This window comes from Bacillus sp. 7_6_55CFAA_CT2 (assembly GCF_000238655.1).
GTDB lineage: Bacteria > Bacillota > Bacilli > Bacillales > Bacillaceae_G > Bacillus_A > Bacillus_A cereus.
Map to the genome: position 1 here is coordinate 120,699 of NZ_JH414708.1, position 21,622 is coordinate 142,320.

Below are 21,622 nucleotides of genomic sequence, written 5' to 3' on the forward strand. Positions count from 1 at the left end.
ATGGATACTTTAATCTTTGAAGTTGGAACTGCGTTAGTATTAGTCGCTTTTGCAGCTATTCTCGCTGCAAAGTTAAAGTTCTCGATTATTCCGTTTCTTATTATACTCGGTATGCTAGTGGGGCCTCATGCCCCAGATTTAGGGCTTATCGATTTAAGATTTATTGAAAGTGGAGAAGTTATTTCCTTCCTCGGCCGTGTTGGCGTCATATTCCTCCTATTTTACTTAGGTTTAGAATTCTCAATTAAAAAATTAATTAAATCAGGAAAATCAATTGCTTTTGGGGGAACTGTTCATATATCGCTTAATTTTATATTAGGTTTACTTTACGGATATATAATGGGTTTCCCCTTATTAGAAACATTAATTATTGCTGGGATCATAACAATTTCATCGAGTGCAATTGTTGCGAAAGTAATTGTTGATTTAAGAAGATCTGGTAATAAAGAGACGGAGCTAATTTTAGGAATCATTATGTTTGATGATATCTTTTTAGCGGTATATTTATCAGTCGTTTCAGGATTAGTACTTGGAGGGGCAACATCATTTGTAGGTGCTCTTACATCTATTTTAATCGCAGTAGGTTATATGCTACTATTCTTTGTAGTTGCTAGAAAAGCTACACGGTTTTTAAATAAAATGTTAGATATTTCGTCCAATGAAATTTTTATTATTGTAATATTCGCTATTTTGTTCTTTGTAGCAGGATTTTCAGAAACGATTCATGTTGCAGAGGCAATTGGAGCATTATTACTAGGACTCGTTTTTTCTGAAACAGAGCATAGTGATCGAATTGAACAGCTTGTCGTTCCGTTTCGTGATTTCTTTGGAGCTATATTCTTTTTCAGCTTTGGTTTAAGTATAGACCCATTTTCACTTGGCGGAGCAGTGTGGTTGGCATTAGGAGCAGTTTTCATTACTCTTATCGGTAATTTTACTGCTGGAATGGTTGCGGGGCGTAAAGCTGGGTTATCGCATAAGGCTTCTACGAATATCGGTTTAACACTTGTATCACGCGGAGAATTTTCTATTATCGTCGCGAATATTGGAATTGCGGGTGGCTTAATGGCAGCGATTAAACCGTTCTCAGCTTTGTATGTTTTAATATTAGCATCGTTAGGACCTTTGTTAACGAAAGAATCTGGGAGAATATACTCGCTACTAGATAAGGTGTTTAAATGGAGTGCTAAAGAACGTGTGAAGCGAGAAAAGGAAGTTGGATAGTACAAATAAGGGTAGACTGCATGAAAATTTCATGCAGTCTACCCTTTTATATATTGTTACTGTTGTCGTTTTTTGTCGGTAAGTCGATATATTTTAATAATCTCTGATATATTTGTAGTTGCGCCGATATATTCTGATAATCGCTGATATAATCCAAGAAGCAACCAATATAAATTCATTTACCGACGAACTATTATCTGAATTTCATCAACTATTAATCAGTTGCCTTCCTATTTAAAAACGACTACAATTTTACTGTTATATATATGAACGAAAAAAATAGAATAGGAGGGGAAGCTATGCCAAGGAAAGTATGGCTATTAGTAGCTGGGATGATTATTAATGTCACGGGTGCTTCTTTTTTATGGCCTTTTAATACAATTTATTTGCATGATCACCTAGGAAAATCTTTATCTGTGGCCGGAATGGTATTAATGATCAATTCGCTTACTGGTGTAATAGGAAACTTGCTCGGCGGTGTTTTATTTGATAAATGGGGCGGTTATAAATCAACTTTAGTAGGGATTGTGATTACACTTGTATCAATTTTAGGTCTTGTGTTCTTCCACGGTTGGCCGTTATATGTTGTATGGCTAGCGTTAATCGGCTTCGGTTCTGGAATGGTCTTCCCATCGATGTATGCGATGGTTGGTACGGTTTGGCCAGAAGGCGGAAGACGGGCATTTAATGCGATGTATGTTGGACAAAATGTTGGTATTGCGATCGGAACAGCATGTGGTGGATTAGTTGCATCGTATCGTTTTGATTATATTTTCTTAGCGAACTTTATTTTATACTTTGTTTTCTTCTTAATTGCTTTTATTGGATTCCGCGGTATGGAAGACAAGAAAGAGCCAGGAGTGCAAAAAGAAGTCGAAACGAAAAAAGGGTGGTCACTTACACCTGGATTTAAAGCACTTCTTATCGTGTGTGTAGCATATGCTTTATGCTGGGTTACATACGTACAGTGGCAAGGAGCGATTGCAACACATATGCAGGAATTAAACATTAGTCTTCGTCATTATAGTTTATTGTGGACGATAAACGGAGCAATGATCGTTTGTGCGCAGCCACTTGTTAGTATGTTAATTCGCTGGATGAAGCGTTCCTTAAAACAGCAAATTATGATTGGAATTTTCATTTTTGCGGCGTCATTCATTGTGTTAAGTCAAGCGCAGCAATTTACGATGTTCCTCGTTGCGATGGTAACATTAACAATTGGTGAGTTATTTGTATGGCCTGCGGTTCCAACGATTGCAAATATACTTGCACCAAAAGATAAATTAGGATTTTATCAAGGGGTCGTAAATAGTGCGGCGACTGTAGGGAAAATGTTCGGACCGGTCGTTGGCGGAGCAATTGTAGATTTATACAATATGGAAGTATTGTTTATAGCAATCATGGTAATGCTTGTAGTAGCGCTTGTAGCAACAAGTATTTATGATAAACGAGTAAAAGTAGAAGAAACAGTTGAAGAAAAAATTGCAGTTTAGTTTGACGGAACATGTTCACATGTTTTAGAATATATTTAAATAAAACAACCTTTAGAACAAGGGAGATAGCTCGGCTGTCTTAAGATGAATTCGTTAGTTATGAAGAGTAACGATTAACCGAGAAGTCCTCGCTTTAGTAAGCTCTTAAGAGATACTAGGTGAAGGATAGTTCACGTAACTTATATGTGTAATAACAGTGAGAAGGAGTAGTAGTAATAGAAGCTGGTTTAGAGAGTTGACGGTCGGTGCAAGTCAATCCACGTTTCGTTATGAACTCGCCTTTGAGTTGCAGTTGTGAAATTAATAGTAGCAATTGCCGTTAATCCACGTTACGGATCTAAGCGAATGTACATTTGTACATTAATTTAGGGTGGTACCGCGGGAATCTATAACCTCTCGTCCCTTTTTAGGGATGAGAGGTTTTTTGTATTTTGGGCGGTGAAAATAAATAGAATTTCAAGGAGGGTATCTCATGAGCTTTAATCATCAAGAAATTGAGAAGAAGTGGCAAGGGTACTGGGAAGAAAATAAAACATTCCGTACGCCAGATGAGACAGAAAAACCAAAATTTTATGCACTAGATATGTTCCCATATCCATCAGGTGCAGGCTTACACGTAGGACATCCAGAAGGTTATACAGCGACAGATATTTTATCTCGTATGAAGCGTATGCAAGGATATAACGTTCTTCATCCAATGGGATGGGATGCATTCGGTCTTCCAGCAGAGCAATATGCACTTGATACTGGAAACAGCCCAGCTGAATTTACAGAGCATAATATTAATACGTTCCGTAACCAAATTAAATCATTAGGTTTCTCTTACGATTGGGACCGTGAAGTAAATACAACAGATCCAAACTACTATAAGTGGACGCAATGGATCTTCCTAAAACTATTTGAAAAAGGCTTAGCTTACGTTGATGAAGTACCTGTAAACTGGTGCCCAGCACTTGGTACAGTACTTGCAAACGAAGAAATCATTGACGGTAAGAGTGAGCGTGGTGGACATCCAGTTGAGCGTCGTCCGATGAGACAGTGGATGTTAAAAATTACAGCTTACGGAGATCGTCTATTAGAAGATCTAGATGAGCTTGATTGGCCAGAAAGCTTAAAAGATATGCAACGTAACTGGATCGGTCGTTCTGAAGGTGCAGAAGTACACTTTAACATCGATGGTACAGACGAGAAGTTCACAGTATTCACAACGCGCCCTGATACATTATTTGGTGCAACATACTGTGTACTAGCTCCGGAACATGCGCTTGTTGCAGAAATCACAACAGCGGAACAAAAAGAAGCAGTAGAAGCTTACATTAACGCTGTAAAAATGAAGAGTGACCTAGAGCGTACAGAACTTGCGAAAGAAAAAACTGGTGTATTCACTGGTGCTTACGCAGTTAACCCAGTAAACGGTGAGAAATTACCAATCTGGATTGCTGATTATGTTCTTGCAACTTACGGAACAGGTGCTGTAATGGCAGTTCCAGCTCACGATGAGCGTGACTATGAATTCGCATCAGTATTTAATCTTCCAATGAAAGAAGTTGTAAAAGGCGGAGATATTACGAAAGAAGTGTACACAGGTGATGGTGCACACGTAAACTCAGCATTCCTTGATGGTTTAAATAAAGAAGAAGCAATCGCAAAAATGATTGAATGGCTTGAAGTAACGAGCGCAGGAAATCAAAAAGTAACGTACCGTCTACGTGACTGGTTATTCAGCCGTCAACGTTACTGGGGTGAGCCAATTCCAGTAATTCACTGGGAAGATGGTACAATGACAGCTGTGAAAGAAGAGGAATTACCATTAGTTCTTCCGAAAACAGAAAACATCCGTCCTTCAGGTACAGGTGAATCACCACTTGCCAACATTGACGAGTGGGTAAATGTTGTTGATCCTGAGACTGGTAAAAAAGGTCGTCGTGAAACAAATACAATGCCGCAATGGGCTGGTAGCTGTTGGTATTACCTACGTTACATCGATCCAAACAATAGCGAAGCACTTGTAGATCCTGAAAAAGTAAAACAATGGCTTCCAGTTGATATTTATATCGGTGGCGCGGAGCACGCTGTACTTCACTTACTATATGCTCGTTTCTGGCATAAAGTATTATACGATATCGGTGTAGTTCCAACGAAAGAACCGTTCCAACAATTATTCAACCAAGGTATGATTCTAGGTGAAAACAACGAGAAAATGAGTAAATCAAAAGGTAACGTTGTAAACCCTGATGATATCGTAGCAAGCCACGGTGCAGATACACTTCGTCTATACGAAATGTTCATGGGACCATTAGATGCTTCAATCGCTTGGTCTGAAAATGGTCTTGACGGAGCTCGTCGTTTCCTAGACCGCGTATGGCGTCTATTCGTTCAAGATAACGGTGAATTAAGTGAGAAAATTACTGACGCACCAAATAAAGAGCTTGAAAAAGCTTACCATCAAACAGTGAAGAAAGTAACAGAAGACTATGCAGAGCTTCGCTTCAACACAGCGATTTCTCAAATGATGGTATTCATCAACGATGCATACAAAGCTGAAACACTTCCAAGAGAATATGTAGAAGGTTTCGTAAAAATGATTGCACCAGTTGCACCTCATATCGGGGAAGAGCTATGGAGCAAACTTGGATACAATGAAACAATCACATATGCAAGCTGGCCAACATTTGATGAGTCTAAACTTGTAGAAGATGAAGTTGAAATCGTTGTTCAAGTTATGGGTAAAGTTCGCGCAAAACTAACAATGAGTAAAGACGCATCAAAAGAAGAAATGGAACAACTTGCACTTGAAGCAATTCAAGACCAAATTGAAGGGAAAATAGTTCGTAAAGTAATTGTTGTTCCTGGAAAACTTGTTAACGTTGTTGCAAACTAATTAACGCTAAATAAAAGCTCAGAGCATTTATGCTCTGAGCTTTTTTGTATAGAAAATAATCTCAGGGTCACCTTCATCTAAGTTTTCAACTATTCCGCTATGTATAAAACCATTCGAGTTAAATACTTTCTGCATACTTTCATTCGATTCGTTCGTTGAAGAAAATATTTTTTGAGTAGGAGAATGACTTAACATATATGAGATTAACGAGCTTGCATAGCCTTGCCTTCTTTTAGTTGGTGAAACAATGATTAATGAGAGGAAAGTACAACCAAAGAAATTTGTATCGTATGTTAGAAAGCCAGAGATAGAATTTTCTTCTTTTACAATGATGCATCTGCCTTCACGGATAGTGTGCTTAATATAATTTCGTCTACTATCGTTTCCAATTACGTCAATATCTATATGGACGATTGAATCTAAATCATTGATAGAAGCCTTTGTTACATTCTTCAATATACATACCTCCTAGAAAAAATATTCAGTTAATTAATTTTATCATGAATGAAGAAAAAGGAGCGGAATTCTAGTGCAGACAAACACCTATTTTTCTATAGGAAATATGATAAAAAAGGTAGGCTAAATTGAGTAGAAGAGGTGAAAGGAATGAAAGGGATGGACAATAATGCACCACATGGCTTCTTCGGAGGTGGGTCGGGTAGTTATGAACAAATGATGTTAATGGGAGGAGGACAACAAGGATACGGTGGAATTCCGAGCTGGATGGGTGGAACACCTGGAGGGTTTTCTACATCAGTAGCGGGTGTACAAACTGGAATCCCAACATTTGTTGGCGGAGCAGCGGGAGGAGTACCAGTAGGCGTACCAACTGCATTTCCATCTTTCGTTGGAGGAGTACAGACAGGATTTCCTGTACCGGGAGTAGGTGTTGTAGCAGGAGGAGTAGGTGGATATCCGCAAGTAGTTCACGGCTACCATGGTCATCATCACCACCATCAAGGTCAACATGGCCATCATGGACATCACCACCATCAAGGTCAACACGGCCATCATGGACATCACCACCATCAAGGTCAACACGGCCATCATGGACATCACCACCATCAAGGTCAACACGGCCATCATGGTCATCACCATCATCAAGGTCAACATGGTCATCAGGGGCAACAAGTACATCACCAAGGTCACCACCACATTCATCCGCAAGCTGTTCTTTATCAAACTCACCAAGGCCAACATGGTCACCATGGACATCACCACCAAGGCCAACATCATGGACACCAAGGTCACCACCATCACCAAGGTCATCAAGGCCAACACGGTCATCATGGGCACCAAGGCCAACATCATGGACACCAAGGTCAACATCATGGACACCAAGGTCAACAGCACCAACAGCACCAACAGCACCAACAATATCAGCAATATCAACAACAACAACAATCTTCTCCTTGGACAGGTGGAATTGGAGCAGGAGGAGCAGGGGCAGCAGCAGGAGCAGCTAGTATTAGTGGAGCAGCAGGACACGCAGGGCACGTGGGTCATTAATGATTGGCAGAAAAAAAGCCATAATAAAAAACTGCTAGGAAATCCTAGCAGTTTTTTTCAGCTTCTTGACGCTGACGTTCAATTTCAGCACGAAGTTGTGGTTCCGGTGCTTGCCAGCCTTCTGGCTTTAGAATCTTACCGTCGCCTTCACGGAATCGAGGCTTCCCATCAGGGAATAGTTTTGCCATGTTGGCGTTGTTTACAATTTCGAATCCTTTATCTGGACGTACGCCCATTTCTGCAAACGTTCCGAATGCAAAGTAAATAAGGTCAATCAGTGCATCGTATTGATCTTCAACAGTCGTTGCCTCAAGAAATTCTTCTAGTTCTTCCTGCATAAAACTTGCACGGATTTTTGCACGCTCTTCTGTTAATTTTGTTGGAGTATTTGTTACAGGATGTCCGAATACTTCATGCATTTTTGCAACAAGTTCATATCCTTTATCTAAACCTTTTTCGTTTGTCATGTTGTTTCATCCTTTCTTACGTTATGCCGAAGTTTATTGTAACATAAGGTGATTATGAAATGAAAAGAACATCTTATAGAAATAAGATGTTCGCTCGTTATTCTTCTTTCTTAATTAAAATAGATAAAATAAGATCAATACCGAATATACCAACGAGTAACATTGGTATAACGACAAGTAAATAACGTGTGAAGGAAACATTTTTTAAGTATGTATGAGCAAATAAAAAGACGGCGAGAAATAAAATACCATTTAAAATAGGCTTTACTAATTTTTTAGACATAAGCTCCCCCATAAATATCTTCTCTCTCTATCTAAAATAAAAACTCCTCTCTCCGTTGTATCATGCTGGAGAGAGGAGTTCAATCATTTCTCATTCAATTACACCAGAATTTGTAATGTCTACGGTATATTTTATAGTAACGGGAACATCTTTGTACATTTGTTTCCACTCTTCTAATTTGAATGGGCGATAATGTTGCTTATATTTAGCTCCTAGCCCAAGAGGGTCGACATCTAGAGATTTAAAATGCTTAATTAATTTCTTACCTTGTGTCTCCAATTGTTTTTGAACGACCTTCTCAATCTTTTTTGTATTCTTAGCATTCTCTAAGTTAATCTGTTTCGATACTTCTTGAATACGAGCCTCAAGTTTAACATGAATGGAAAAGGAAGGCTTACCATTTTTTATTTTTATATCGTATGTTGGAATAGAACGAATATTATTAATCATTACGTACCCAGGATCTGCTTTAAATTCATGTGAATCTAACTTATGTTTTTCTAAAAGTCCTTTGAATATAAACATATCTTTTTCTGCAATTTTACCAACATATTTATCCTTTTTAAAAAGACCAATTCCCGTTATTTTTATTTTATCACCATGTTTCTTTAAAATTGGAATATAGTAGTCTTGCCCTTCTTGATAATAACGGAATGCTCCTATATGCAGATTATCTGTTGGTAAAGGACCGGTCTCCATATTATGTTCTAGCATTTTTTTTATATAAATTGCAACGTTGGATGAAGTCGTGTACTTTCCTTTTAAAAGTTCAGTACCATTACCTTCAAGTAAAGCAACATATAAGGCATTCCCGATGTTTACATCACGAATTAATGTATCGAAGGAAGCAACCATTCCTTTCTTAGCAATTCGGGTGGTAAATAGAGCAACCCGCATTTGCCCGCTAGCAAATGGTTGAGAAGACTCTAAAGATGTGTCAGCTTTTACTTGTTTTACCGCATTTGCTGTTCCTTCAAAAACTTGAACTTTGTTTCCTTTTTGCTGAATAGGACAAACAAATGTTACCTTTATTTTATTATCTTTTGCTACATCGAAGACAGTTCCTTGGATAAGGTGTACGTCATCGATAATATTTTTTTGTAAACATCCAGTTAGACTAAAGAGTGCTATACAAGAGATAAGTATTAATTTTCTTTTGATTTTTTCCATTTTCTTTTCACCCACACAATAATAAATAGAATTGGGATGTATACATAAATGAGCCAAAAGCTTCCTTTTGATGCATTACTAATAAAATTATTAATATCGTGTCTGTTTGTTAGAAGTTGTGAAACAATGAGGGTGATAAACATAAAAGCGATTAAAACACCTCTTTGTTTTACACGGAATATTTCGTGCGTTGCTCTCGTTGCCGCCCACAAAGGTAGAATAAAACTTGTAATGATAACGAGGGCATAAGCTGAAATTGCGATATATTCTAGCCTTTCTATGAATGGTAATTGAACAACTTGGGTCATAGAAAGTTGGGCCCATATCGTTTTTAACAATTGTTTTTCACTAAAAAACGAAAAGGCTAAAAGAGTGCTAAATAAATATAGAAGATTTGAAAATAGTGCTCCAAGCTGAGCGTATTTATGAGATTGCATAGGCTTTTTCACAAATGGATACACCATGAGGTAAATCTCAAAACCAGTCATACTGTAGATTGACAGTTGAGCGGATTTTAAAATGTCTGAAAAAGAATGTGTGAATATAGGCAGTAAATTCTCCCAATGTGAATATTTCAAAACGAATAAGCTTAAAAATAAATATCCCAATGTACCACCAACAGAGATGACGCAAATACCGGTAATGACACGAAATCCAGAAGAGACAATGTAATAGCTAACTAAGCATAAAAAGAGTGTTAACATCCACGTGGAAGCAGTTGGGAACATCCATACTTGAATAATTTCAACATACGTTCGAATAACCGAAATACTGACGATTAAAAAATAAGTTGCAAAGATGATATTAAAGACGTTCCCTATCCACTTTCCAAAGGTTTGTCGTTGTAAATCAATTAAATTCCCGTTTGTTTCCCTTAATAAAAAATACATCATCCACATAAGAACATGGATAACGATGCCTGTGATTACAACGCCTATCCAGCCGTCGTATCCAGCGGCCTTTGCGGTGATTCGAGCAAATCCGAGAACGCCAGCTCCAAACTGTGCACCGTGAATTAAGAAGAAAACAAAGATAGGAGATATTTGATATTTTTCTTGAACTTTACTCATCAATGCACCTCATCTCTTAATCATCAAAGTCTGATCTATGTTTTGTTGAAATTCCTTTAGCAGCTTTTTTTACATGTTGTGGTCTTGCTTGTACATCTCTTGTATCGATCATTGTTAACGGGAAACGAATCCAAGAGTCTTTAACAGATTGTTGTCTTGTCGGATAAAACAAAGCGTACGGTTTACGTAAGGAAGTAAGTCTAAATAGATGGGTAAATAAAAAGATAAACCCAAGAGAGATACCGAAAAGCCCCCCTATTTCCGCGAATGCTAGAAACGGGAAACGTAGTAATCGAACAGCATTACCCATTTTATAAATAGGTGTAATAAAGGAAGCGAGTGCTGATAGTGCAACGATAATTAATAAAATATTACTCGTTAACCCAGCTTGTACAGATGCTTGCCCGATTACGATACCGCCTACAATACCGAGTGTTTGCCCAACTTTCATCGGTAACCTCGCCCCGGCTTCTCTTAATAAATCGATTGCGAGTTCTAGAAAGAGCGCTTCAATTAAAGGTGGGAATGGTACTTGTGCCCTTGATAAAATCAAAGTTTCAAGTAAATCACTCGGAATAAGTTCATAATGATAATTTAAAACTGCAACGTATAACGGTGTAGCACATATCGAGAATAGAACGGCGATAAGGCGTAAAATCCTTGAAAATGTAGCGTACATCCAGGAGACGTTATAGTCTTCTGGTGAAATGAAAAAATCAAAATAGGATACGGGTGTTAGTAAAACACTTGGAGAACCATCAACAAAAATAGCGATTTTTCCATCAATTAGTGCTTTTGTAACTCTATCAGTACGTTCTGTATTGATATAGAGAGGGAAAATCGATTTTTCACCCATTAATTCTTGTAAATAAGCACTATCATTAATTTGATCATATTCAAGAGCGCGTAATGACTCTTCTAGAAAATCTACATTATCTTTTTCAGCAAGGTTGTCTAAGTACATCATGACAACTTTTGTTTTGGAAAACTCGCCGATAATCATTTCTTTTGTTTGTAAATCTAAAACAGGAAGACGTTTTCGAACTAAATTAATGTTTGTATCAATATCCTCTACGAAACCTTCTTGCGGACCAATAACAGTTGATTCGTTTAAAGGAGGGGTTGGTGCACGATAATTATCAATTGCAATGTTTGCAAGCATACATTTTTGATCTTGCTGATTCAATTGAATAATCGCATGCCCCTTTAAAACCATATCCTCAATTTTTTGTAAGTCGTTCGTAATTGTAATGCCGCTCATCGGGATATGTTCCTTAAGCTCTTCTAGTGATGCGTTAGGTCGTTCTAAAAGAGTGGGCATTAAATACTTTTGTAATTTTTCTCCATCAAGTGAAGGGCGATAGTAAGAAATCCAATAAGGCATCGTTTCATCGTCGGATGTATGATAATTTACAAAATCACTAGACTTTTTCAGCTTCTCTATTAAATTTTGTAAAGAATGAATACGATCTTTTTCTGGTTTTGTAAAGTCATAAATACTATTACCTCCAGAGCTTTGTTGCTTACTTTGAGAAGGTTCATCTTGCTTAGCGTTTTGCTGTTTATCTTGAAACGAATCACCTTGTTTAGCACTTTGTTGTTTATCTTGAGACGAATCATCTTGTTTAGCACTTTGTTGCCTATCTTGAGAGAAATCATCCTGTTTAGCGCTTTGTTGCTTATCTTGAGACGAATCATCTTGTTTAGCACTTTGTTGCCTATCTTGAGAGGAATCATCCTGTTTAGCGCTTTGTTGCTTATCCTGAGAAGAATCACCTTGTTTAGCGTTTTGTTGCTTATCCTGAGAAGAATCACCTTGTTTAGAACTTTGTTGCTTATCCTGAGAGGAATCCTCTTGTTTAGCGCTCTGTTGCTTATCCTGAGACGAATCTTTTTGCTCGTTATTTTTACCTTTATTATGTTTCATACTTCTAGTCTGTTCTTTGTTATCATCCTCTTGATTGTTAGAATGCTGCTCCTGATTATCTGTTTCGTTTGCTTCTGGTTTATTTGATTTTTTTCTTACGTAACCAATTCCAAATCATATGTACGCCCTCTTTAATCTTGTAATATAGTGCTATTTTGTGGCTAATTTTGTATATTATTCATTTATTTATGAAAAGAAGAAGGAGATTAGTTTGCATAGAAAAAAAACTTTAGTAAGCAGTTCATACTATAACGGGGAGAGGGAGAGTCTGTGCAAATTGTAAAAAAGGAGAAGTTTGTTTTAAAAGGGTTTACGTTTGAAAATGGCAGAGAAATTCCTGTTCAAATGGGATACGAGACATATGGCACTTTAAATAGAGAAAGGTCAAATGTGATTTTGGTTTGTCATTATTTTAGTGCAACAAGTCATGCGGCAGGAAAATATACAGTTCATGATGAGGAGTCTGGTTGGTGGGATGGGCTAATTGGACCTGGAAAAGCAATTGATACAAATAAGTATTTTGTTATATGTACGGATAATCTTTGTAATGTGCAGGTGAGGAATCCATATGTAATTACAACAGGACCGAAATCAATTAATCCAGAAACTGGAGAAGAATATGCTATGGATTTTCCGATTTTTACATTTCTTGATGTAGCTCGTGTACAATATGAGTTAATAAAAGGTATGGGAATTTCAAGGTTACACGCTGTAATCGGACCGTCGGCGGGGGGGATGATTGCACAACAATGGGCGGTTCACTATCCACATATGGTAGAGCGGATGATTGGCGTTATTACGAACCCACAAAACCCAATTATTACGTCAGTAAACGTAGCGCAAAATGCGATTGAGGCAATTCAACTCGATCCAAATTGGAAAGATGGAAAATATGGAGAAGAGCAGCCGATAAAGGGGCTTCATTTAGCAAATAGAATGATGTTTATGAACGCTTTTGATGAGTATTTTTATGAAAGAACATTTTCTCGTAATAGTATAGAGGTAGAACCTTATGAAAAGTTTTCTACACTAACATCATTTGAAAAAGAGATAAATAAAGCGACATATAGAAGTATAGAGCTAGTAGATGCAAATTCATGGATATATACTGCGAAGGCAGTTTTATTGCATGATATTACACATGGGTTTTCTTCACTAGAAGAATCTCTTTCTAACATAGAAGCGAATGTACTTATGATTCCGTGTAAACAAGATTTGCTTCAGCCGTCTCGTTATAATTATAAAATGGTAGATATTTTGCAAAAACAAGGGAAGTATGCGGAAGTATATGAGATAGAAAGTATAAATGGGCATATGGCAGGAGTATTGGATATTCATTTATTCGAAAAGAAAGTTTATGAATTTTTGAATCGGAAAGTATCTAGTTTTGTGTAGAAGGAAAATGATGGGGAAAAGGTGCAGTGTTTGAAGTAGGCACCTTTTTTCACATGATTTGTAGACGGAAAATATATGTAGCAATTGCTATACCGAAAAACGCTATGCTAAGCAATAGAAATAAGAATGACATTTCTTGTGGCGATTTTATCTTTTTATTATTTTTCATACTAAGTACAATAATTGCAGCGAGTAAGAACACAATGCCTATAATGAAAAGAAAAAGCGTCATTTTAATCGACTCCTTTCATAAAACAAGTATATTGAGGATACAATGTGCTAGTTATGTTTGTAAAGAATAAGTTTTACGAGAAAATTGAGAAATAGCTTTTCGATTCTTTGCGTTCTTTCTTTTGCATGCTAAAATTGGTAGAGAATGTTTGTGAAAAAGAAACTAAAGGTTTTATTGTATATAAGGAGGAACTACATATGACAGAAGTTAAAACAATTACTACAGAAGAGGTGCAAGAGCGTTTAGAAAATGGAGAAACGTTATTTTTAGTAGATGTAAGAGAAGATGAAGAAGTAGCGGCAGGAAAGATTCCAGAAGCTGTACACATTAAAATGGGCGATATCCCACATAAAGTAGATTTCTTTAATAAAGAGAATGAATATATCTTTATTTGTCGTTCAGGAATGCGCAGTGAAAATGTATGTCATTATTTAAATGAACAAGGGTTTAAAACAGTGAACATGGTTGGCGGTATGCTTCAATATGAAGGTGAAGCGAAATAGTTAATTGAAAAAAACTTGAAACGAGTCTGTTTCAAGTTTTTTTCTTTTGCATACAGTATAAAAAAGGAGGAGGGGTAAATGGGGATTAATTTGCGTAAAGTAAAAATTATTAATAATACAGGAGCTGTTAATGTCGGTGACTGTTATGATCTCTCACCTTTAGCTGTAGCAAAAGTATATGCAGGTGCTGGAGGATCAAGTGCGGCTATTTTTTTAAATGGAAAAAGGCAGCCAGAAGCGGTCATTAGAACATCAGTATTTCTTCCGCCTTTGGCAACGAGTACACGTACGTTAGGTTCATAGAGGAAAGGTAGAGTGTAATTATGCCTGCTCATATAAAAGAGTTTGTTATTGTGAATAACACTGGAAATATATTTACCGGTGATAATTTGAGTGACACTTCATTTACTGCTTCGAAATCATATAGTGGTTCAATGGGGTGTACTTGGATTGATGTTGTTACAGTAATAGGGACGGAGACGAAGCTTTGTTTACAGCCGGGAGATTCGGTGACGACGACGTATACAAGGGGTACTCCTGCTGGTACTGTAACAGGAGCAAATATGGGGCAAAATGTAAATACATCGAGTATAGCGCAAGCTGTCCCTAATACAGATAATATGGATTCAATTGCAGGACTCCCTTAAGAAATTAAGGGAGTTTTTATTATTTAAAATAAAAATAGTCTTGGAAATTATTTTTGTAAATAGATTAAGAAGAGGCTTATTTATTATGAAAAAGATGGTTTGTAGGTGGTGAAAGTGTGAAGAATCGTGATAATAATCGGAAGCAAAATTCGCTAAGCTCTAATTTTAGAATTCCACCCGAACTTATTGGGCCTACTTTCCCCCCTGTTCCAACTGGGTTTACAGGTATAGGGATTACTGGTCCAACCGGTCCACAAGGCCCAACAGGACCTCAAGGACCAAGAGGATTACAAGGTCCGATGGGGGAGATGGGCCCGACAGGACCTCAAGGTGTGCAAGGGATACAAGGATCAGTTGGGCCAATAGGTGCAACTGGACCAGAAGGACAGCAGGGCCCACAAGGATTGAGAGGACCACAAGGAGAAACTGGAGCGACAGGACCTCAAGGTGTGCAAGGGTTACAAGGTCCGATTGGTCCAACGGGAGCGACTGGGGCACAAGGTATACAAGGGATACAGGGATTACAGGGGCCAATTGGAGCGACGGGACCTGAGGGACCTCAAGGAATTCAAGGCGTCCAAGGGTTACCGGGTGTAACTGGTTCACAAGGAATACAAGGAGCACAAGGGATACAAGGAACACAAGGACCGAGTGGAAATACAGGTGCAACTGGAGCAACTGGTCAGGGGATAACAGGCCCGACTGGAATAACAGGTCCAACTGGGATAACTGGACCATCTGGAGGACCTCCTGGTCCGACGGGGCCGACTGGTGCGACAGGTCCGGGCGGTGGACCGAGTGGAAGTACAGGTGCGACTGGAGCAACTGGGAATACTGGAGCTACAGGAAGTACAGGGGTAACAGGAGCAACGGGAAGTACGGGTCCGACTGGAAGCACGGGAGCACAGGGCTTGCAAGGAATCCAAGGGATTCAAGGGCCAATTGGGCCAACAGGTCCAGAAGGTCCGCAGGGTATTCAAGGTATTCCTGGTCCGACGGGAGTAACTGGTGAACAAGGAATACAAGGAGTTCAAGGTATTCAAGGGGCAACGGGAGCAACAGGAGATCAAGGTCCACAAGGTATACAGGGGGCTATAGGGCCTCAAGGGGCAACAGGGGCAACAGGAGATCAAGGTCCACAAGGAATACAAGGAGTACCAGGGCCATCAGGAGCAACAGGGCCACAGGGAGTTCAAGGGATACAAGGTCCGATGGGTGATATAGGACCAACAGGTCCAGAAGGCCCAGAGGGACTTCAGGGGCCGCAAGGAATTCAAGGTGTGCCAGGTCCAGTTGGAGCGACGGGTCCAGAGGGTCCTCAGGGGATACAAGGTATTCAAGGACCGGTAGGAGCAACAGGTCCACAAGGTCCACAAGGAATACAGGGAATACAAGGTGTGCAAGGGATAACGGGAGCAACTGGAGTACAAGGAGCAACTGGAATTCAAGGGATACAAGGGGAAATAGGAGCAACGGGTCCAGAGGGTCCCCAAGGAGTGCAAGGTGCTCAAGGGGAGATTGGTCCAACAGGTCCGATGGGTCCCCAAGGTGTGCAAGGAGTACAAGGAATTCAAGGAGCGACGGGCGCACAAGGAGTGCAAGGTCCACAGGGAATTCAAGGAATCCAAGGTCCGACGGGGGCAACAGGAGATACGGGAGCAACTGGGGCGACAGGGGAAGGCACTACAGGTCCAACAGGAGTAACCGGTCCAACAGGGGTAACAGGACCATCTGGAGGACCAGCAGGACCGACCGGCCCAACGGGGCCATCAGGTCCGGCGGGAGTAACAGGTCCATCTGGTGGACCACCTGGCCCGACAGGAGTAACCGGGGCGACAGGAGTAACAGGAGATACTGGGGCGACAGGCTCAACTGGAGTGACAGGAGCGACAGGAGAAACGGGAGCAACCGGAGTGACGGGTTTGCAAGGTCCGCAAGGAATCCAAGGTGTGCAGGGAGAGATAGGTCCGACGGGTCCCCAAGGTGTTCAAGGTCCCCAAGGAATTCAAGGAGTAACGGGGGCCACTGGAGATCAAGGTCCGCAAGGGATTCAAGGCCCACAAGGCGACATAGGTCCAACCGGCCCACAAGGAATTCAAGGCCCACAAGGTTCTCAAGGAATCCAAGGAGCGACAGGGGGAACAGGAGCACAAGGTCCACAGGGAATCCAAGGTCCGCAAGGTGACATAGGTCCGACTGGGCCACAAGGTCCAACTGGAATCCAAGGGATACAAGGAGAAATAGGTCCAACAGGTCCAGAAGGCCCAGAAGGACTTCAGGGCCCGCAAGGAATACAAGGTGTTCAAGGGCCAGTTGGAGCAACGGGTCCAGAGGGTCCTCAGGGGATACAAGGCATTCAAGGACCGGTAGGAGCAACAGGCCCACAAGGTCCACAAGGAATACAGGGAATACAAGGTGTGCAAGGGATAACGGGAGCAACTGGAGCACAAGGAGCAACTGGAATTCAAGGGATACAAGGGGAAATAGGAGCAACCGGTCCAGAGGGCCCCCAAGGAGTGCAAGGTATACAAGGGGTGATTGGTCCAACCGGTCCGATGGGGACACAGGGAGTGCAAGGAATTCAAGGGATTCAAGGAGCAACAGGTGCACAAGGAGTGCAAGGCCCACAAGGAATTCAAGGGATACAAGGTCCGACGGGAGCAACAGGAGATACGGGGGCAACCGGAGCGACGGGAGAAGGAACTACCGGTCCAACAGGAGTAACCGGTCCAACAGGGGTGACTGGTCCGTCAGGAGGACCAGCAGGACCGACCGGCCCAACGGGGCCATCAGGTCCGACAGGAGTGACAGGTCCATCAGGTGGACCACCTGGCCCGACAGGAGCAACAGGTGCGACAGGAGTAACAGGAGATACCGGGGCGACAGGCTCAACTGGAGTGACAGGAGCGACAGGAGCAACGGGAGCAACCGGAGTGACGGGTTTACAGGGCCCGCAAGGAATCCAAGGTGTTCAAGGAGAGATAGGTCCAACCGGTCCACAGGGTATTCAAGGTCCCCAAGGAATCCAAGGAGTAACGGGGGCAACCGGAGCACAAGGTCCCCAAGGAATTCAAGGCCCACAAGGCGACATAGGTCCAACCGGCCCGCAAGGAATTCAAGGTCCACAAGGTCCTCAAGGAATCCAAGGAGCGACAGGACCAACAGGAGCACAAGGCCCACAGGGAATCCAAGGTCTACAAGGTGACATAGGTCCGACCGGCCCACAAGGCCCGCAAGGAATTCAAGGCCCGCAAGGAATTCAAGGTCCAACGGGAGCTACAGGAGCAACCGGAGCGACAGGTCCACAAGGGATTCAAGGTCCCCAAGGAATTCAAGGCCCGCAAGGAATTCAAGGTCCAACGGGAGCTACAGGAGCAACCGGAGCGACAGGGCCACAAGGAATTCAAGGTCCACAAGGAATCCAAGGCCCACAAGGAATTCAAGGTCCAACGGGAGCTACAGGAGCAACCGGAGCGACAGGGCCACAAGGAATTCAAGGCCCGCAAGGAATCCAAGGTCCAACGGGGGCTACAGGAGCAACCGGTTCACAAGGCCCAACTGGAGATACAGGTCCAACCGGAGCTGGAGCCACTGGAGCGACCGGGGCGACTGGAGTTAGTACAACTGCAACATATGCATTTGCGAATAATACATCAGGAACCGCTATTTCTGTTTTATTAGGTGGCACGAATGTACCATTACCGAACAATCAAAATATTGGTCCAGGAATTACTGTTAGTGGAGGAAATACTGTATTTACAGTTGCGAATGCAGGGAATTATTATATAGCTTATACAATTAATCTAACGGCAGGATTACTTGTAAGTTCTCGTATAACTGTAAATGGCAGTCCGCTTGCGGGAACGATAAATGCTCCGACAGTTGCTACTGGTTCATTTAGTGCAACAATAATTGCTAACTTGCCTGCTGGAGCTGCTGTTAGCTTACAGTTATTTGGAGTAGTTGCAATAGCTACATTATCTACAGCAACGCCAGGGGCTACCCTGACTATTATTAGATTAAGTTAATAAGCAGAGAACCTTGAAGCTTTTATGTTTCAAGGTTTTTTTATCTTTGTATTTGTAAGTAAACCTCGTTAACCAGGGGGAGTGAATCCCCTCTAATTATTTAAAGTTTCACTTTATTCACTTGAGCAAAAACATCGCAGTTCGAAAATATATTATAATAGAATGAAAAGAAAGAAATTTGGCAGAAAGGGAGGGTGGCGATGCAGGAGATGGTTAAAGATTTTTTTGGACGCCCACTTCAAGATTTACGTATATCTGTCATTGATCGTTGCAATTTTAGATGTACATATTGTATGCCAGCGGAAATATTTGGGCCAGAATATGCTTTTTTGAAAGACGAGTTTTTACTAACTTTTGATGAAATTGAGCGTTTGGCAAAATTATTTGTTAGCATCGGTGTACGGAAAATTAGACTTACTGGCGGTGAGCCACTGCTTCGTAAAGATTTAACAAAACTTATTGCACGTCTTGTGAAAATTGATGGGCTAATAGATATAGGGTTAACGACAAATGCTATTCATTTAACGAAACAAGCGAAGGCATTAAAAGAAGCTGGATTACATAGAGTGAATGTTAGTTTAGATGCGATAGATGATGACATATTTAAGAATATTAATGGTCGAAATATTAATACGAAACCGGTAATTAAGGGAATTATAGCAGCTAAAGAGGCGGGCTTGGAAGTAAAGGTAAATATGGTTGTGAAAAAAGGGATGAACGATCATCAAGTACTACCGATGGCTGCGTATTTTAAAGAGCAAGGAATCACGCTTCGGTTTATTGAGTTTATGGATGTTGGTAGTACAAATGGGTGGAATTTTGATCAAGTCGTTACAAAACGAGAATTGATTGAGATGATTCATAAGGTGTATCCGCTTGAGCCAGCTGAAGCGCATTACTTTGGTGAAGTTGCGAAGCGATATCGGTACGTTGGAACAAATGTTGAAGTTGGTTTTATTACATCTGTTTCTGAGTCATTTTGTGTCTCTTGTACGAGGGCGAGAATTTCGGCAGATGGAAAGTTTTATACGTGCTTATTTGCGACAGAGGGTTTGGATGTAAGAGAACTTCTTAGAGGAAATCTTTCGGATGAGGAGTTATTAAGTGTTATACAAGATGTATGGATGAATAGAAAAGATAGGTATTCGGATGAACGAACAGAAGAAAGTGCAAAAAATCGTCCGAAAATCGAAATGTCTTATATAGGAGGATAAGAAAGGGGGCTATCGCATGCAGGAGCGATATTCAAGACAAATATTATTTTCTGGTGTTGGAGAAGAAGGGCAGAGAAAAATAAGAGAGAAGCATGTGCTTATTATTGGTGCTGGTGCTCTCGGTGCGGCAAATGCAGAAGCGATTGTTAGAGCGGGTGTTGGAAAAGTAACGATTGCTGATCGTGATTATGTAGAATGGAGTAATTTACAAAGACAACAACTATATACAGAAGAAGATGCAAAGCAGTATAAACCGAAGGCGGTAGCGGCAGCAGAGCATTTAAGAGCGATTAATTCTGAGGTGGAAATAACTCCGGTTGTGACAGATGTAACGGTGCAAGAAATGGAAGAATTAGTGAATGGTGTAGATTTAATATTAGATGCGACAGATAATTTTGAAACGCGTCTTCTCATTAATGATATTTCACAAAAGTATAATATTCCGTGGATATATGGTGGGTGTGTTGGAAGCTACGGAGTAACGTATACAATTTTACCAGGGAAAACACCGTGTTTTCGCTGTTTAATGGAGCATCCGGCGAGCGGAGCAACATGTGACACAGCTGGTATTATACAACCGGCAGTACAATTAGTAGTTGCGCATCAAACTACGGAAGCGCTGAAAATATTAGTAGAAGACTACGGAGCGCTTCGTGAAACGATGTTATCATTTGATCTTTGGAATAATCAACAGATGGCATTTAAAGTGAATAGGCAGAAAAAAGATACTTGTTTATCTTGCGGAAGGTTACGTACATATCCGAGTTTAACATTTGAAGCACAAACGAAAACAGAAGTGTTATGTGGGCGAAATACAGTGCAAATTCGTCCAGGTGTGCGGAAGAATTTTAATTTGGAAGAAATTAAAAAGCGCTTACAAAGAAGCGTAGAGATAAAGGCGACACCTTATTTATTGTCGTTTCCGGTAGAAGAATATCGTTTTGTTTTATTTACAGATGGCAGAGCTTTCATTCATGGGACGAATGATATAAATGTAGCGAAAAGTTTATATGCAAGATATATAGGTTGAACCTAAAGGGAATCCTTTAGGTTCAACGGAGAAAGGATTATGAATTTCTCGTATAATCTCCACTTTTTCCGCCTGTTTTTTCAAGTAAGTACGTTTCGCCGATAATCATACCTTTATCGACAGCTTTACACATATCATACACAGTAAGAGCGGTAGCCGAAGCAGCTGTTAAAGCTTCCATTTCAACACCGGTGCTACCTTCTGTTTTAACTTTTACTTCAATGAGTAAACGATATTGTTCTTCTGATTGTTTCCAATCGAAAGAAACGTCAACACCTTTTAATAGTAAAGGATGGCACATTGGGATAATATCAGAAGTTCGTTTCGCAGCCATAATGCCTGCGATTTGCGCAACTGCTAATACGTCACCTTTCCCAATTTCATTGTGAGAGATTTTATCGTAAATTTCTTTCGTAACGACAATGCTAGAGCACGCAATTGCTGTTCGAACGGTTGCTTTTTTGTCACTTATATCAACCATCTTCGCGCGTCCTTGGTCATTAAAGTGTGTAAATGAAGACATGGAATTCCTCCTTGAAGTAATTTCTA

The 21,622-nt window shown here is 40.5% G+C and carries 19 protein-coding genes and 1 other annotated feature; of the genes, 11 read left to right on the plus strand and 8 right to left on the minus strand.

The features are described 5' to 3' along the window. The 3 genes from HMPREF1014_RS00730 (at position 1) to leuS (ending at position 5,598) form a co-directional block, all read left to right on the plus strand. The gene (locus HMPREF1014_RS00730) at positions 1-1,224 is read left to right on the plus strand and encodes a cation:proton antiporter (protein WP_000380174.1); all 1,224 of its coding nucleotides are present in this window, start codon (positions 1-3) and stop codon (positions 1,222-1,224) included. A gap of 299 nt (positions 1,225-1,523) precedes the next feature. Then, on the plus strand, positions 1,524-2,717 hold the full coding sequence (locus HMPREF1014_RS00735; RefSeq protein ID WP_001137563.1) for an MDR family MFS transporter: 1,194 nt from the start codon (positions 1,524-1,526) through the stop codon (positions 2,715-2,717). A 187-nt stretch (positions 2,718-2,904) separates the two neighbouring features. Next, positions 2,905-3,124: a binding site (T-box leader), on the plus strand. A gap of 65 nt (positions 3,125-3,189) precedes the next feature. Then, the gene (gene leuS, locus HMPREF1014_RS00740; protein ID WP_000009465.1) at positions 3,190-5,598 is read left to right on the plus strand and encodes a leucine--tRNA ligase; all 2,409 of its coding nucleotides are present in this window, start codon (positions 3,190-3,192) and stop codon (positions 5,596-5,598) included. A gap of 27 nt (positions 5,599-5,625) precedes the next feature. Here leuS and HMPREF1014_RS00745 read toward each other — a convergent pair whose 3' ends face one another. Further along, positions 5,626-6,054 carry a GNAT family N-acetyltransferase gene (locus HMPREF1014_RS00745; RefSeq protein ID WP_000800324.1) on the minus strand — a complete coding sequence of 143 codons (429 nt, stop codon included), beginning with the start codon at positions 6,052-6,054 and terminating at the stop codon, positions 5,626-5,628. Between the two features lie 150 nt (positions 6,055-6,204). On the opposite strand from HMPREF1014_RS00745, the gene HMPREF1014_RS00750 reads away from it, so the two are divergent. Further along, on the plus strand, positions 6,205-7,107 hold the full coding sequence (locus HMPREF1014_RS00750) for a hypothetical protein (protein WP_000677621.1): 903 nt from the start codon (positions 6,205-6,207) through the stop codon (positions 7,105-7,107). 44 nt (positions 7,108-7,151) lie between these two features. Here HMPREF1014_RS00750 and HMPREF1014_RS00755 read toward each other — a convergent pair whose 3' ends face one another. The 5 genes from HMPREF1014_RS00755 to HMPREF1014_RS00775 form a co-directional block, all read right to left on the minus strand. Further along, complete coding sequence (locus HMPREF1014_RS00755) at positions 7,152-7,574, minus strand: pyrophosphohydrolase domain-containing protein (RefSeq protein WP_000180554.1); 423 nt, start codon at positions 7,572-7,574, stop codon at positions 7,152-7,154. Between the two features lie 97 nt (positions 7,575-7,671). Further along, a complete protein-coding gene (locus tag HMPREF1014_RS00760) occupies positions 7,672-7,857 on the minus strand; it encodes a hypothetical protein (protein WP_000038775.1) in 186 nt (61 codons plus the stop codon). A gap of 90 nt (positions 7,858-7,947) precedes the next feature. Next, entirely contained in the window at positions 7,948-9,027 is a 1,080-nt protein-coding gene (locus HMPREF1014_RS00765) for a Ger(x)C family spore germination protein (protein ID WP_000411371.1), read from the minus strand. After that, a complete protein-coding gene (locus HMPREF1014_RS00770; RefSeq protein ID WP_000049073.1) occupies positions 9,003-10,097 on the minus strand; it encodes a spore germination protein in 1,095 nt (364 codons plus the stop codon). Before HMPREF1014_RS00770 ends, HMPREF1014_RS00765 begins: the two co-directional genes overlap by 25 nt. 16 nt (positions 10,098-10,113) lie before the next feature. Further along, positions 10,114-12,024 (minus strand): spore germination protein, encoded by a 1,911-nt coding sequence (locus HMPREF1014_RS00775; RefSeq protein WP_009326364.1) that lies wholly within the window; start codon positions 12,022-12,024, stop codon positions 10,114-10,116. A gap of 270 nt (positions 12,025-12,294) precedes the next feature. On the opposite strand from HMPREF1014_RS00775, the gene HMPREF1014_RS00780 reads away from it, so the two are divergent. Beyond that, positions 12,295-13,419 carry a homoserine O-acetyltransferase family protein gene (locus HMPREF1014_RS00780; protein ID WP_001167635.1) on the plus strand — a complete coding sequence of 375 codons (1,125 nt, stop codon included), beginning with the start codon at positions 12,295-12,297 and terminating at the stop codon, positions 13,417-13,419. 49 nt (positions 13,420-13,468) lie between these two features. Here HMPREF1014_RS00780 and HMPREF1014_RS00785 read toward each other — a convergent pair whose 3' ends face one another. Beyond that, the gene (locus HMPREF1014_RS00785) at positions 13,469-13,651 is read right to left on the minus strand and encodes a hypothetical protein (protein ID WP_000171881.1); all 183 of its coding nucleotides are present in this window, start codon (positions 13,649-13,651) and stop codon (positions 13,469-13,471) included. A 197-nt stretch (positions 13,652-13,848) separates the two neighbouring features. Here HMPREF1014_RS00785 and HMPREF1014_RS00790 point away from each other — a divergent pair, with 197 nt between their 5' ends. From HMPREF1014_RS00790 to HMPREF1014_RS00815, 6 genes are all read left to right on the plus strand, one after another. Continuing rightward, positions 13,849-14,154 (plus strand): rhodanese-like domain-containing protein, encoded by a 306-nt coding sequence (locus HMPREF1014_RS00790; RefSeq protein ID WP_000141206.1) that lies wholly within the window; start codon positions 13,849-13,851, stop codon positions 14,152-14,154. Between the two features lie 78 nt (positions 14,155-14,232). Next, the gene (locus HMPREF1014_RS00795) at positions 14,233-14,457 is read left to right on the plus strand and encodes a spore germination protein (RefSeq protein WP_000512465.1); all 225 of its coding nucleotides are present in this window, start codon (positions 14,233-14,235) and stop codon (positions 14,455-14,457) included. Positions 14,458-14,477: 20 nt separating this feature from the next. Beyond that, positions 14,478-14,801 carry a hypothetical protein gene (locus HMPREF1014_RS00800; protein WP_001110848.1) on the plus strand — a complete coding sequence of 108 codons (324 nt, stop codon included), beginning with the start codon at positions 14,478-14,480 and terminating at the stop codon, positions 14,799-14,801. 116 nt (positions 14,802-14,917) lie between these two features. Next, positions 14,918-18,829, plus strand: a complete 3,912-nt coding sequence (locus tag HMPREF1014_RS00805) for a BclA-related collagen-like exosporium protein (RefSeq protein WP_000796090.1) — start codon at positions 14,918-14,920, stop codon at positions 18,827-18,829. 200 nt (positions 18,830-19,029) lie between these two features. Beyond that, positions 19,030-20,043: a GTP 3',8-cyclase MoaA gene (gene moaA, locus HMPREF1014_RS00810; RefSeq protein WP_001157117.1), complete on the plus strand. Its 1,014-nt coding sequence runs from the start codon at positions 19,030-19,032 to the stop codon at positions 20,041-20,043. Positions 20,044-20,059: 16 nt separating this feature from the next. Beyond that, positions 20,060-21,073, plus strand: a complete 1,014-nt coding sequence (locus tag HMPREF1014_RS00815; protein WP_001158108.1) for a molybdopterin-synthase adenylyltransferase MoeB — start codon at positions 20,060-20,062, stop codon at positions 21,071-21,073. Between the two features lie 37 nt (positions 21,074-21,110). Here the strand turns inward: HMPREF1014_RS00815 and moaC are convergent, their stop codons facing one another. Next, complete coding sequence (gene moaC / locus HMPREF1014_RS00820; RefSeq protein ID WP_000094146.1) at positions 21,111-21,596, minus strand: cyclic pyranopterin monophosphate synthase MoaC; 486 nt, start codon at positions 21,594-21,596, stop codon at positions 21,111-21,113. Positions 21,597-21,622: the final 26 nt, after the last annotated feature.

Excerpts from the sequence above, each read along its gene's own strand:
- HMPREF1014_RS00730 (WP_000380174.1), top strand. The coding sequence starts at position 1 with ATGGATACTTTAATCTTTGAAGTTGGAACTGCGTTAGTATTAGTCGCT.
- HMPREF1014_RS00735 (WP_001137563.1), top strand. The coding sequence starts at position 1,524 with ATGCCAAGGAAAGTATGGCTATTAGTAGCTGGGATGATTATTAATGTC.
- leuS (WP_000009465.1), top strand. The coding sequence starts at position 3,190 with ATGAGCTTTAATCATCAAGAAATTGAGAAGAAGTGGCAAGGGTACTGG.
- HMPREF1014_RS00750 (WP_000677621.1), top strand. The coding sequence starts at position 6,205 with ATGAAAGGGATGGACAATAATGCACCACATGGCTTCTTCGGAGGTGGG.
- HMPREF1014_RS00755 (WP_000180554.1), bottom strand. The coding sequence starts at position 7,574 with ATGACAAACGAAAAAGGTTTAGATAAAGGATATGAACTTGTTGCAAAA.
- HMPREF1014_RS00760 (WP_000038775.1), bottom strand. The coding sequence starts at position 7,857 with ATGTCTAAAAAATTAGTAAAGCCTATTTTAAATGGTATTTTATTTCTC.
- HMPREF1014_RS00765 (WP_000411371.1), bottom strand. The coding sequence starts at position 9,027 with ATGGAAAAAATCAAAAGAAAATTAATACTTATCTCTTGTATAGCACTC.
- HMPREF1014_RS00770 (WP_000049073.1), bottom strand. The coding sequence starts at position 10,097 with ATGAGTAAAGTTCAAGAAAAATATCAAATATCTCCTATCTTTGTTTTC.
- HMPREF1014_RS00775 (WP_009326364.1), bottom strand. The coding sequence starts at position 12,024 with ATGAAACATAATAAAGGTAAAAATAACGAGCAAAAAGATTCGTCTCAG.
- HMPREF1014_RS00785 (WP_000171881.1), bottom strand. The coding sequence starts at position 13,651 with ATGACGCTTTTTCTTTTCATTATAGGCATTGTGTTCTTACTCGCTGCA.
- HMPREF1014_RS00790 (WP_000141206.1), top strand. The coding sequence starts at position 13,849 with ATGACAGAAGTTAAAACAATTACTACAGAAGAGGTGCAAGAGCGTTTA.
- HMPREF1014_RS00795 (WP_000512465.1), top strand. The coding sequence starts at position 14,233 with ATGGGGATTAATTTGCGTAAAGTAAAAATTATTAATAATACAGGAGCT.
- HMPREF1014_RS00800 (WP_001110848.1), top strand. The coding sequence starts at position 14,478 with ATGCCTGCTCATATAAAAGAGTTTGTTATTGTGAATAACACTGGAAAT.
- moaA (WP_001157117.1), top strand. The coding sequence starts at position 19,030 with ATGCAGGAGATGGTTAAAGATTTTTTTGGACGCCCACTTCAAGATTTA.
- HMPREF1014_RS00815 (WP_001158108.1), top strand. The coding sequence starts at position 20,060 with ATGCAGGAGCGATATTCAAGACAAATATTATTTTCTGGTGTTGGAGAA.
- moaC (WP_000094146.1), bottom strand. The coding sequence starts at position 21,596 with ATGTCTTCATTTACACACTTTAATGACCAAGGACGCGCGAAGATGGTT.